This window comes from Mesonia profundi (assembly GCF_031085155.1).
Taxonomy (GTDB): domain Bacteria; phylum Bacteroidota; class Bacteroidia; order Flavobacteriales; family Flavobacteriaceae; genus Mesonia; species Mesonia profundi.
In genome coordinates, this window is sequence record NZ_JAVHUL010000034.1 from 23,397 (window position 1) to 36,412 (window position 13,016).

General features: G+C 33.4%; 9 protein-coding genes. 5 read left to right on the forward strand and 4 right to left on the reverse strand.

The window, feature by feature from the left end; translation table 11 throughout:
• Positions 1-301: 301 nt before the first annotated feature.
• Positions 302-4,033 (reverse strand): metallophosphoesterase, encoded by a 3,732-nt coding sequence (locus RBU60_RS11545; protein ID WP_308865204.1) that lies wholly within the window; start codon positions 4,031-4,033, stop codon positions 302-304.
• 55 nt (positions 4,034-4,088) lie between these two features.
• Here RBU60_RS11545 and RBU60_RS11550 point away from each other — a divergent pair, with 55 nt between their 5' ends.
• A complete protein-coding gene (locus RBU60_RS11550) occupies positions 4,089-5,273 on the forward strand; it encodes a Pycsar system effector family protein (RefSeq protein ID WP_308865205.1) in 1,185 nt (394 codons plus the stop codon).
• A 40-nt stretch (positions 5,274-5,313) separates the two neighbouring features.
• On the opposite strand, the gene RBU60_RS11555 is transcribed toward RBU60_RS11550, so the two are convergent.
• Complete coding sequence (locus tag RBU60_RS11555; protein WP_308865206.1) at positions 5,314-7,680, reverse strand: GAF domain-containing protein; 2,367 nt, start codon at positions 7,678-7,680, stop codon at positions 5,314-5,316.
• Between the two features lie 144 nt (positions 7,681-7,824).
• Here RBU60_RS11555 and RBU60_RS11560 point away from each other — a divergent pair, with 144 nt between their 5' ends.
• Positions 7,825-8,943 carry a redoxin domain-containing protein gene (locus RBU60_RS11560; protein WP_308865207.1) on the forward strand — a complete coding sequence of 373 codons (1,119 nt, stop codon included), beginning with the start codon at positions 7,825-7,827 and terminating at the stop codon, positions 8,941-8,943.
• A gap of 70 nt (positions 8,944-9,013) precedes the next feature.
• Here RBU60_RS11560 and RBU60_RS11565 read toward each other — a convergent pair whose 3' ends face one another.
• Positions 9,014-9,703 carry an SIMPL domain-containing protein gene (locus tag RBU60_RS11565; protein WP_308865208.1) on the reverse strand — a complete coding sequence of 230 codons (690 nt, stop codon included), beginning with the start codon at positions 9,701-9,703 and terminating at the stop codon, positions 9,014-9,016.
• 42 nt (positions 9,704-9,745) lie between these two features.
• Positions 9,746-10,393: a rhomboid family intramembrane serine protease gene (locus tag RBU60_RS11570; RefSeq protein WP_308865209.1), complete on the reverse strand. Its 648-nt coding sequence runs from the start codon at positions 10,391-10,393 to the stop codon at positions 9,746-9,748.
• Positions 10,394-10,449: 56 nt separating this feature from the next.
• Between RBU60_RS11570 and RBU60_RS11575 the strand changes: the two genes are divergently transcribed.
• From RBU60_RS11575 to RBU60_RS11585, 3 genes are all read left to right on the forward strand, one after another.
• The gene (locus RBU60_RS11575) at positions 10,450-11,328 is read left to right on the forward strand and encodes a lysophospholipid acyltransferase family protein (protein ID WP_308865210.1); all 879 of its coding nucleotides are present in this window, start codon (positions 10,450-10,452) and stop codon (positions 11,326-11,328) included.
• A gap of 57 nt (positions 11,329-11,385) precedes the next feature.
• Complete coding sequence (locus RBU60_RS11580) at positions 11,386-12,267, forward strand: lysophospholipid acyltransferase family protein (protein ID WP_308865211.1); 882 nt, start codon at positions 11,386-11,388, stop codon at positions 12,265-12,267.
• 109 nt (positions 12,268-12,376) lie between these two features.
• On the forward strand, positions 12,377-12,964 hold the full coding sequence (locus tag RBU60_RS11585; RefSeq protein ID WP_308865212.1) for an alpha/beta hydrolase-fold protein: 588 nt from the start codon (positions 12,377-12,379) through the stop codon (positions 12,962-12,964).
• Positions 12,965-13,016 lie beyond the last annotated feature (52 nt).

Consider the following 13,016-nt stretch of genomic DNA (forward strand, 5'->3'; position numbering starts at 1 on the left):
GATAAAAAATCCGCTTTTAAAGCGGATTTTTTATTTTATTATTGAATTTCAGTTGGAGTCTTTATCCTAGAATTTATAATTACAGTGCACTTAAAGAGTTCGTAAATACTCCTTCCCTAAAATAGGGAAGATGGCATTACGCAGGAATGACGGAAGGCTTATTACGCACACCTTCTAAACACCTGTACCGTTTATTTTCCTTAAGTCCTTAATTATTTATCTAGAACTTTATGGAAGTATTTCATTTTAGAATTTAGACAAGGAGAAAATGTATATAACTATTGAAGTTTTATTACTGAATTTAAAATGTAAACCCAAACCCGAAGCTAAAGCGCCAGCCATCTTCACCGTTAAACATATTCAATTTCCCACGGATAGATTGTGAGCTGTTAATAAAAATTCCTCCTCCATAATCATTATGCCATTTATCACTTCCATCTCCTGCAAGCCAAACTCTACCTAGGTCTCCCCCAGCAAAAAGTCCGATTTGAAGCGGAAGAAATCGCGTTCTAAATTGGCCAAAGCTATAGCGTAAATCGGCACCTGTAGAAAAAGAACGTTGCCCAGAAAATCGTTCATTACGATAACCTCTTAATCCGGTTTTACCGCCCAATTGAGCTGCTTGATAAAACTCATAGCCATTGCCTATATTAATTTGAGAATCTACGTGAGAGTTAATCACCCATTTTTTATTCCTAGAAATGGAATTGTAAAATTCTAAATGAGGTTGTATGTAAGCATAAGAATGGTTAATTTCTGTCGTATTCAATTTTCCCCCTACCGTAAGTTCAAAATCCATTCCTCGGGTAGGGTTTATTTCGTCGTCGTAACTTTCATATTTATACGTAGCGTGAGCCCCTGCAAAATATTTTCTTTCAAAAAACTCATCTCCTTCAGTAGTGTACATATTAGACACATACCTATTTTCAACATCACCTAATTTTACGGTTTCAAAAGAAAGCATGTACTCAAAGTAACTTCCAAAAGGCGTTGCTTGTTTTAATCCTGCTTCTACCCCAATCCTATTAATCTCTACCTGATTGTAATCATACGAGAAATCATCTTCGGCAAAATTGGTGGTTTCATTCCCAAAACCAAAAAAGTTGGTGGCGTAATTGTTACTGGTAAAATGTGCGCCAACGGCAAAGTTGAAATCACCCAAAACATTTGCAAATTGAGCATCGTAGTTCACTTTAAATCCATTATAACCGGTGTAATAACCTAATTCAACCTCGTGCTGCGAAGAAAAAGGATTTCTCTTAAAACGATTGTTGGTCAGTACGGCTTTTACTCCGATTTGAAATTCGTCATCCGGATTATAAGCTAATCCTGGTTGAATCGTTGTAGAGCTGTAAATTCTCTTGTCTTTGTTATAGACGTTTACCGAATACTTATCGGTAAGTCTCAATTTGGCATTTCCAATTTCATCTAAGGTATTGGGTTTAGATTTATGATCATACACCGTAACCCCTTTCCCATTCTCTATTTTAAAAATATCATTGTTTTGTCCACCAATAATCTTGATAGGTATATAATAATTGGATTCTCCCACAACATTAAACACATCGTCATCATCTAAGCCATAGATCCAAATATTGTTTGTTTCTTCTTTTAAGTAAGTTTTATAACTCACCACATATTTACGATTTCCTTTAATATTTCTGTAAATAGAAACATTGGTACTCCCATCTTCCAATCTTGTGATGTCTATAAAATCGTCCTTATCTGTGGCTGTTACAATCGCCAATTTGGCGAAGTAATTGTAATACCGCTCTGCGATATCTACAATATTTCCTCTTCTTCCCTTTAGTTCTTTTTTTAATTTTTCTGTAGTTTCTTCGGTTTGAATTTCTTCTGGAAGCTTTGAAAAGGCAGTTTCTATCACTTCATCTGTAATATGTTCTTGAATGTATGTTGCCTGCTTTAGCCATTCTTTTTTTCCTAAATTTTGAAGTAATGCTCTATCCAATCCAACCACCGATGAGTTAAACCAAGCGATATCTGAAATATTCTCTCCGTACGTATTAAATTGATTTCCTAAGCCCGTTAAACCTCTAAGCGTTGCAAAAAAGGCACCATCAAAATTGGAAAAAACCTGATCTCTATCTCGCGGAATAGGCTTAAAAGTCTTGTTACCTTCTTTATCTTCAAACTCAGACCAACGCCATTGATCTTGATGCCGATCCCAATCTCCAATCAACATATCAAAAACCCTAGCTCTAATATAAGTCGCTTCATCTAAGTGATATTCTTCATCTCGGCGTAAACGCTCAAACAAGCCAGAGGTACTTTCAATATCTTTGTTGGGTCTTCCAAATCTGTCAGAATCCATCCAAGACTCGGCGGGTCTTTCTACCAACATATATAATTCATCTCCATAGTTTTCATTGTATTCTTTTAATGCTGTTTGCTTAGGAACATATAAAATTTCTGGATTGGTATGATACACATCAATAGCTTCAGATAAATCTGGAACCACCATAAAAGCATAAGGATGCGCTGCTGTATAAAAATTTTGAACCGCTTTTTTTGCTAAGGAATTTTCAAAATCTTCGCTTACTTGCTGGTCTTGGAAAGCTGCAGATTGCACTAATTTTAACGCATTTTTTTTAAGCGCTCTCAAATTATATTCTCTTCCTTGCTTATCTTTCAGTCGTAAGTACTTTGTTTGATGACCTCCATCAGCTCGAATCACTTCCATGCCTCCATGCAAAGTATCTAAATAGGCAACAGGAGCTTTGATTTTTTTTCCGTAAAGATCTCTATATTGATTTCCGAAAATACTTTTATATACCCTCTCCTCTTCTTCTTTCTCATGCTCATGAATAGAAGCTTTGACATAAGGAGTATTTATTTTTTTAGAAATTAAAGGAACAAAATCAAATTTTTTCTTAGCCTCAAATATTTCTTGTTGAAACATCAAAACGGGCTGATTGTCTATACTTCTAAAATACTTTACCCAAGTAGAACCGTCTTTAAAAATGTCATAAATAGCAAATCCCTGACCAGGAAAAGCAAAAACACCATTAGTCCTAAGGCTTGCATAAGATTCTTTAGAGCCAGAACCCGATACGATTTGGTGAATATTACCCTCTACATTATATTGTAAGTTATGCTCGTGACCAGAAACAAACATCACATTGTCGTAACCACCAGCTGCGGTAGAAAACCGGTCGATCATATTTTTATACCGCTTATTTTGTGCATCCTGTATAGAAACTCCTCCTGTAGTTCTTATCAATGTCGCTAAAGATCCTAAAACAGGTAAAGGAATTTTATTTTGTGAAGGGTATAAGTGCTTATTAAAATGATAGTTTCCCCCGTGTATTCCGTTGGTAAGTAAAGGGTGGTGCATAGCGACTACCACATTCTTATTCTCATTTTTCTTTAATTCACTGTCAAACTTCAATAATAAAGCCTCCCGAGTTTTAATCTCTGAACAGTTATCATTGATGGTGGGGTTATTATCCCAGTTCTCAAGAAACCATTGGGTATCTATAATAATTAAAGTAAGCTCTTTTGAAAGTTCTCTCACTTCAAACCCGCAACCCGTATTTGGCGCCCAAACATTGTTTTTTTCTAATCGATCTTCTATATAATCTCTTTGCTCGTTTAAACCATTAATTCCTTCATCGTACCAATCGTGATTTCCAGGAATAAAGATAACATTCCCTTCATAGCTTTCTAAGGCATCTAGCTGCGCGTCAATTCTATATTCTGATTGCTTTCTTAAGGGATCACCTTCTGGAGGCATTCCCGCGGGATAGATATTATCTCCTAAAAATATGGTCGTTGAATTTTTTGACTGAATGGAATCTAGCATAGATTTAAATGCTAATATTCCTAAAGAGGTTCCGCCTACTTGAGAATATCCTGCATCTCCTAATAAGAAAAAACGATGCTCCAATTCCTTTTGGCTAGGATAAACCATTCCTTTTTGAACTTCTTCATCTTTATACTTAGGATCAAAGGAAGCACAACCATAGATCACAAGAATTGCTATAAGTGTTAGAACTATGTTATTTTTCTTCATAAATATTAAATCAACTTTGATTTTTTGTAATTTGCAGAACATTTAACTCAAGCTCATGCCCGATATTCTAGAAAAAGTGAACAAGTTTGTTCTTCAATTATTTACTGAAAAACTTCCTAATACTTTTATATATCATAATTATAACCATACGCAAAGAGTGGTTAAAAGTACTAAAGAATTAATTGAAAATTCCGAAATAAATGTTAAAGAAGAACAGGCGCTTTTACTCGCAGCTTGGCTTCACGACACGGGTTACACCGTAAAATCAAAAGGACACGAGGAAGAAAGTATTAAGATTGCTGAAGCTTTCTTAACGGAAGAGAATGTAGATCCAGAAATCATAGAAATGGTAACGAGATACATTGATAACACCCGAATGTCTGCCATCCCCGAAACACTTCCAGAAAAAATTATTAAAGATGCGGACTCTTCCCATCTAGCCAAAGAATATTTTGAAGAAACCACCGAGTTTTTAAGACAAGAATTGAGAATTCAAAACCTAAGCAATTTCTCCCCTAGCGAATGGAATGTTGAAAATATTAAACTCTTCACAGAAAAACATAGGTTTTATACTCCGTATGCTGTAGAACATTGGAAACCTAAAAAAGACGAAAACCTTTTATCTATTTTAGAAGGTCAGAAGAAACTAGGTAAAAAGTTTGAAAAAGAAAAAACCAAAGCAAAATTAAAAGCAAAGTATAAAAATGATAATCCCGAGAGAGGAATACAAACCCTATATAGAACAGCCTTAAGAAACCATATTAAATTAAGTGATATCGCCGATACTAAAGCCAACATTTTGCTCTCAGTAAACGCCATTATTATCTCTTTGGCTTTGGCGAATATTATCCCGAAATTAGATGCGGCTTCTAACCGTCACCTAATGATGCCAACACTCGTATTGGTTTGTTTTAGCGTAGCTTCTATTATATTGTCTATTATGTCTACCCGTCCTAATGTGACTAGTGGGGAGTTTACGCGAGAACAAATAAAGAAGCGAGAAGTGAATATTTTATTTTTTGGAAACTTTCACAAAATGAATTTTAAGGAATATATGTGGGGCATCAATGAAATCTTAAAAGATAAAGATTATATCTATGAAGCCTTAACCAAAGATTTATATTTATTAGGAGTTGTTTTAAATCGAAAATATAGACTGCTGCGGTGGACGTATACGATATTTATGACTGGGATCATTATCTCGGTAATTAGTTTTGTCGTTGCCTTCTGGTCTGTTTAAATCCATAAAAAAAGCTCTTCGTTGGAAGAGCTTTTTTTATTTAGTGATGTAATTCTTTCATCAGGTTTTCATAAGAAATATTCTCTGTATTCTCTTCAGATTGGTAGAGCACATTTACTCTTAAAGCTCGCAATCCAACCACACCTTGCACATCTTCTAACTCTAGATGCTCTATTTCATCACCTAGATAATTTTTCTTCTGCAAATACTTAATATATCTTACGTATTCTCTTTCATCAGATTTTTGAGAATATACTATAGCTATTTTACCTTTTTGGGTAATTCTCTCTTCCGTGTTTTTTATGTAGGCCTTATCAATTCTCTTTTTGATAATTTCATAGCGTGCATTGTAAGTGCCATCTACATCAAACTTTTTCTCATCCATTCTATAGCGTATAGATAAGGTAGAGCTAAACACAAGAATTAAAGAGGCTGCATCTAATTTTAACGGCATACTTTCCTGTACATTATAGAATTTATTTTCCATTTCACACATGACCTGCAACTGCCAAAGACGTAAGTTATATAAATACACCTCACTAAAAGACCTATCTTTTACCATATCGCTACCAATATACATATTGTGCTCTACGCCATCTGTTTTATAACGTTCAAAATAATGCGGATATATTTTCTGAGCATCTTCTTGTTTTCTATCCAAAAAACGAGAAAGTGTCCGGTTGATTCGTTGTACGGTATCATCATAATTTTTTCTATGATTATACACCACACCCGTTTTGAGATCTAAATCCTTCTTGTAACGGTCTACATTATCCTTAAGACTGGGAGATTTTATTTCTAAATGCTCAATAAGAGGGTTTAACTCTTTGTATATAAAATTGATGATTTTTTGCTCACTAGAAGCATTCAAGTTTTCTTTTAAATCTTTACTGAATTCATCTATTCTAAATTTCACCTGCTCATAAATAGGAATAGGTTCAATCGCATAAGCCTCATCAATAATCGTTGAAATAGAACTTAACTGATTTAATAAATCTTTTTGAATGGCATTATTCCGCTCTTCTGAAGAACCCACAATATCTATTTGACCATATAAAGGATAAATATCTTTGAAGGCTATATCTCTAAAAGAAGAAACACCGTCTACATCTAGATCATGAATAAACCGTCTAGCTTCTTCTTCAAAAACCCAAAGCACACTAGGATGTATAGAAGTACACTCACTTTGTATCACAGCTTTGATTCTATTCTCAAAATCGGTTTTATTTCGCTCCACTGCGGTGGCTATATAAGGCAGTATATCTTCTAACTTTATAGCATTAATATTATTAAGCTCATTCTTTCTAAAAGAAACCAACTCTAAAATTCCCAACAACTTATTATTTTTTGAAATAGGAGCTAGAATACAGCTTTTAATTTCATTATATAACAAATTTTTTGAAAGGAGATCTTTAGGATTTTTTTTTGCATACTCCTCTACATTCGCAATCACAAAATAATTCTGTTCTTCAATTAACATGTGATAAGCATTCTCTCCCAAGATTTTTTTACAATCAAAAACATCTTTATGAGATAAAACATGACTTTTTATATTTCCTTTCTCCATGCTATAAAACTTCTGCAAGTTTTCATCAAACATGGTAAAGCCTAATTCTAGATCGGGGATTCTATAGATGGATCTAAAAATCTCCAGCATCCCAGAAATATTTTTACCATCAGGAATATTGTTTGTTAATAGCTCTGTTTTAAGGTCAGAAATTCCATCATCTACGGTCACATCTGTCAAATTAAGCAGAATAAATCCTTTAAAAACCCAACTTTCGGGAGGGAATTTTTCTTTCCATAAGACGATATCATCTGTATTCTGAATGAGAATATCTACATCCTCTTCAGATACGTCAACCGCCTTATCTGTTTTTTCAAAACTAACAAAATCTGCATTTACACCTAGTCTATAATTCTTGATGATTCCGTCTTTTTGTGGAATATCGTAGTAAAGAGGTCTAGAGAAATCAAAAGCATATCCGTAGTAATTTTTAAGAATCAATAAACAACCTCTTACATATTCAAATTCGATGTCATAATTTCTAATTTTAAATTCGAAGTCTTTTCCCGCATCAGCCAAAATTTCTTTAAAGCGATTGGTTTGGTTTAATATGATATCATATTTTGGGATAGTAGCAGCCTTAATCTCATTATTGGTAAGTATGTTAGGAAATAAATCATCCAGTAAAATCTGAATAGGTTCGTCATACTTATTGATGTCTTCAAAATTCTCAATACCTTTGTCTAACTCTGGGAACTCCTTAACATAATCAAGAAGATCTTTCAGGTATTTTTTTGCTAATTTCCTATCTTCCTCTTTATAGCGCTTTTTACAGGCCTCCACTACTTTTTGGAAACTAACTTTAATTTTAAAAGGTAAATCTGCTGATTTATTTTTCATTCATATCTTGATTAATTAAACAAAGTAAGCTTACTGAGTTTTATCGCAAAACGAAACATCTTAAATTAACAATATTTTAGCTTAAAGCCTTATGAATCTAGAGCAAGTTACCTATTTTTGTAAGAAATCAAATTAAATATCAAAATGAAGAAATTTCTTGTTTTAATTTTAGCTTTAACCGCATTGTTAGCTTGCGAAAATGAATCTAAAGACGAATCTGTTCTAACAGCAAAAATTGATGTTGAAGATGGTGCTAAAGTTTATTTTTCGGCTATGAGTAATGATGGCACTCCAAAAGCAATAGATACCGCTATTGTAAAAAATGGAGAGTTTAGCTTAGAGCTTCCTAAAGTAGATTATCAAACATTAAGTATTCTTACCTTAGATGGTGATGCTAGAGGTAATGTTTTATTTATCAATGAAAATAAAAAAACAGAAGGTACCGTTTATAAGGATAGCCTACAAAAATCTGATTTAACAGGAGGAGAGAACCAAAAACTGCTTCAGAAGTACTTAAACTTTATTGGGGAGCAAGGAAAGAAGTCAAATGAGTTAGGTAAAAAGTTTAGAGACCCTAATCTAAGAAACGATCCAGAAATGGTACAATCTCTTAAACAAGAGAAAGAAGTTTTAACTAAGCAGGAAAACGAATTTAGAGAGAAGTTAATTAAAGACAATCCTAATTCTTTGGTTTCAGTTTTAGTCCTTGCAGATATGATTGGAATGAATATTAATCCTAATGCAGATAAGAAAGCCTTATTTAATTCTTTATCAAAAAAAGCAAAGAGTTCTCCATCAGGTAAAAAAATTGAGAAGTATTTAGAAGCTAATCAAGATATTTCTATTGGAAGTAAAGCTCCTGGTTTTAGTGCAAAAACACCAGAAGGAGAAGAACTATCTTTAGAAGGTGCTTTAGGGAAAATTACAATTATTGACTTTTGGGCTTCTTGGTGTAAGCCTTGTAGAATTGAAAACCCAAACGTGGTGAAGCTTTATAATAAATATCACGATAAAGGTTTAAATATTATAGGAGTTTCTTTAGATAAGAAAACGCAAAAAGACAAATGGCTTAAAGCGATTGAGGATGACAAATTAGCTTGGCAGCACGTTTCTAACTTAGAGTATTGGAATGAGCCTATCGCTAAGCTTTATAACGTAAGATCTATTCCTGCAACTTTTATTTTAGATGAAGATGGAAACATCATTGCCAAAAACCTAAGAGGAAAAAGACTTGAAGATAAAATAGCAGAATTGCTAGACTAATTCAAGGTTGATCATAACAAAAAAATCCCCGTTTTCATGGGGATTTTTTTTCTTCAAACGATCTTAAATATTATTCACTCAGGATAGAAAAACGAACGTTCACTTTTACATTAATATCCATTTCTCCTAGAGATATAGTAGGCTCACCTCCTCCACTGCTTTCTGTTTGGCTCATCGCTACACTTTTATAGGCAACAGGATAAGGCTGTGAAGAACTTACTTCCGAAATATGGAGTACCGTACCTAATTTATGACCTAAGGCACTTACATAGTCTTCCGCTTTAGCTTTAGCATTTTGAATCGCTTTCTTTCTAGCTTGAGATTTTAATTCCTCCATAGTAGAAGCGCCAAATTGAATCCCATCTATCCTATTAATTCCTGTAGCTAACAAACCAGAGATCACCTCTTCGTACTTGTCTAAATCTTTTAACTTAATAGAGATGGCTTGATTGGATACATAATTATAGGTTTTGGTTTGATATTGATAGTTTTTGTTAACATTTAAATACTCTGTGCGAACATATTTATCATCGATTCCACTTTTCTTTAAAAATTTAAAAACGCTTCTCACGTCTTTATCTACGGCATTTTTAACTTCTTCGGCAGTATTGCCTTCGTGCTCTACTCGAATACTCAAATTTACTTCATCTGGACTCGCCATAAGGCTTCCTTCCCCTACTACTTGAACTCCCGTAGGCTCGTTTTGAGCGAAACTGCTGATTGATGTCATGATTAAAATACTTAAAATTAGTTTTTTCATTATTATAGGTTTTCTATGGTATTCCAATAAGGGTACCAAATATTAAATTTTATCTGTTTTTTTCAAAATAATAAGAACTGCGATAGGAATAAGTAGTAGAAAAACCATCATTAAATGCTCGGTAAAAATCCAAGGCGAAAGTATCAAGGTAAGAAAGTAACCTCCCATTGCGCCTCCAAAATGAGCATCGTGCCCTACATTATCTTGCCTACTTTTCATTCCGTAAAGGGTGTAAAGCAAATATCCAATTCCAAAAACATATGCGGGGATAGGAATGATAAAAAATAAACCTAACATCATATCGGGTTGTAATAAAATAGCCGAATACAAGACGCCCATTACCGCTCCACTGGCTCCTACCGCCGTATAAAAAGGCTCGTCCTTATGAAAGAAATACGCAAATAGATTACCCAGCAATAAACTTCCTAGGTAAATAAGAAGAAATTGGGCCGCGCCCATATTGAAAATTACCACATTGGCAAAAAAGTATAAGGTTAGCATGTTTACAAATAGATGAGATATGTCTACATGCAAAAATCCTGAAGTAAAAAAACGAATTTTTTCTCCTGCCTTAATCTTACCTATATTAAACTTATATTTTTCAAAAAATTCCTGATCATTAAATCCCTTAAAGGAGGCTATTCCGTTAATAGCGATGATGACCAAAGTAATGATTTCTATATCTCCCATGTGCAATGTTTGTTAGTATTCAAAGATACATTATCTTTGCAAAAATTCTATTCCTAATGCAAAGATTAGCATATGGATTGGTTTACCCCATCCTCTGGTTAATATCCATTTTACCCTTCAGACTTTTATATGCTTTTTCCGATTTTCTGACTTTTCTCATATACCATATCGTTAGGTATAGAAGAAAAACAGTTGTCTATAATTTAAGCTTAGCATTTCCTAAAAAAGACGAAATAGAGCTTAAAGCTATTGAAAAGAAGTTTTATAAACACTTTACGGATCTCTTTCTAGAAACCTTTAAAAGTTTAAGTATTTCCGATAAGGAATTAAAAAAGCGCTTTGTCATTAAAAATCCGGAAGAGCTGGAAAGACTAGAATCTCTTCAAAAAAGCTACGTCATCCTCATGGGGCACTACGCCAGTTATGAATGGGTAAACGCCTTGCATTTTTACGGACTTTCATTTAAAGCCTATGGCGTTTATAAACCCATAAAAAATAAGTATTTTGATAATTTAATAAAAAGAATACGGTCTAAATACGATACACACATGTTGGCGAGCAAAAGCGTCCCTAAAAAGATGTTGAGAAACCAACAAGCAGGAACTTTGGCTAGTTATGGGATGGTAGCAGACCAGTCTCCTAAACGCAAAGAAGCCAAGCATTATGTGAATTTTTTACACCACGAAGTTCCCGCTTTTGTAGGAGCAGAATATATTGCAGAACGCTTAGATTTAAGTATGACTTACCTACACGTAGAAAAAGTAAAACGCGGTCATTATGAAGCTAAGTTTGTACCACTTTCTGATGAACCTCAACATGTAGAAAGTTATCAAATTACAGATCTTTACTTTAAGCTTCTAGAAGATCAAATCACAAAAGAACCAGCATATTATCTTTGGACACATAAACGGTGGAAACATCGTTTAGACAAATAATTTTAACAAAAATAAAAGAATTAGATTTTAGTTTTATATTTGCGCATATTCATATCCATGGGCAAACTAATCTATTACATCATTTATCCTTTATTATGGCTCATTTCGATTTTGCCATTTCCTCTATTCTATTTACTCTCAGATTTTTTCTACTTCTTAGCCTATTACCTTATTGGCTACCGCAAAGAAGTGGTAAAAAGCAATCTGAAATTATGTTTTCCTAAAAAGACAGATAAAGAATTAAAAAGCATAGAAAAGGCCTTTTATCATCATATGTGCGATATGTTTTTAGAGATGATTAAAACCTTAAGCATTTCTGAAAAACAACTTAAAAAGAGATTTGTTTATAAAAACGTGGAGGAATTTCGACGTTTAGAAGAGAATTCTCCCGGAGTTATTGTGATGTGCGGTCATTACGCGAGTTACGAATGGGCAACCGCCATCAATTATTACGATACCAATAACAAAGGATATGCTATATATAAGAATCTGAAAAATGAATATTTTGATCAATTAATCAAAGATATTCGTGCCAATTTAGGAACCACTCTCATTAATAGTAGAGAGGCAATACCTACAATGCTTCGGAATAAAAGAGACGGTCAAAAAGGAAGTTATTATATGATTTCAGATCAGTCTCCAAAAAGGAGTAAAATTAAGGCTTGGAGCAACTTTATGGGCGTAGAAACTCCCGTGTTTACGGGATCTGAAGCCATGGCCAAAAAACTAGGTTTTGCGGTCTTATATTTAAAAGTTGAAAAAGTAAAACGTGGGTTTTATGAAGCTACTTTTTCTACGTTGGCAGAAAACCCTAAAGAATTTGAAGATTTTAAGATTACCGAAATCTTTTTTAAGGAGCTAGAAAAGCAAATTAAAAACCAACCCGAATATTACCTCTGGACGCACAAGCGTTGGAAATTTAATAAGAAGGATTTTTAAATTGAGATTAATTTTTGGAACTTGAACAATAGCTTTTACTTCATCCCATTAAAAAATAATTAACTATACTATTGCGTCTTATGAAAAAATCTACAACCTGAGAATCTTAATGTTAACAAACCTTATTGGATTTATATTTTTATCCATCATTTCTTGTCAGTCAAAAAAGTCCCAATCAAATTCTACATCAAAATTTTTTACCGATTCGATTTACAGTGAACATTTAAATGAATACCAGAAGCATAACGTTTATCTGCCTAAAGGTTTTGATAGAGATAAAAACTATTCAATTATATACGGAACAGATGGTAATAAAAATCTTGAAAATAGTTCTATCAAAAAGAACTTAGACTCTTTAATTGAGAATCACATAATCAAACCTATTATTTACATTGGCAGTCACTCTAATGATAAAATTGCTGACAGTACCAGCGTGAGAGATAACGACGGCAATAAAATATATCTACACTATCGCAATTTTGAATATGTTGAACAAGATTACTTGGAATTAATTAACCCCAACCTTGCTGACAGGTTTAAAAATCATATGTTATATTTTAAAGATGAATTAATACCACAAGTTGAAGAAAAATTGAATCCAAATAGTACAAAAAAAGACAGGCTTTTCTACGGTGTTTCTAATGGAGCTGGGTTTGGAGCAAATTTATTAAATAAACCCGTTGTGCATTTTAAATAATACTGATTTTTATGTTATTGATGTTTCTATTAAATATAAATCTATTGATATA

Bases quoted from the DNA above. Each gene is read 5' to 3' on its own strand.
- RBU60_RS11570 (WP_308865209.1), bottom strand. From the start codon at position 10,393: ATGGGAGATATAGAAATCATTACTTTGGTCATCATCGCTATTAACGGA.
- RBU60_RS11550 (WP_308865205.1), top strand. From the start codon at position 4,089: ATGCCCGATATTCTAGAAAAAGTGAACAAGTTTGTTCTTCAATTATTT.
- RBU60_RS11555 (WP_308865206.1), bottom strand. From the start codon at position 7,680: ATGAAAAATAAATCAGCAGATTTACCTTTTAAAATTAAAGTTAGTTTC.
- RBU60_RS11585 (WP_308865212.1), top strand. From the start codon at position 12,377: ATGTTAACAAACCTTATTGGATTTATATTTTTATCCATCATTTCTTGT.
- RBU60_RS11565 (WP_308865208.1), bottom strand. From the start codon at position 9,703: ATGAAAAAACTAATTTTAAGTATTTTAATCATGACATCAATCAGCAGT.
- RBU60_RS11575 (WP_308865210.1), top strand. From the start codon at position 10,450: ATGCAAAGATTAGCATATGGATTGGTTTACCCCATCCTCTGGTTAATA.
- RBU60_RS11545 (WP_308865204.1), bottom strand. From the start codon at position 4,033: ATGAAGAAAAATAACATAGTTCTAACACTTATAGCAATTCTTGTGATC.
- RBU60_RS11560 (WP_308865207.1), top strand. From the start codon at position 7,825: ATGAAGAAATTTCTTGTTTTAATTTTAGCTTTAACCGCATTGTTAGCT.
- RBU60_RS11580 (WP_308865211.1), top strand. From the start codon at position 11,386: ATGGGCAAACTAATCTATTACATCATTTATCCTTTATTATGGCTCATT.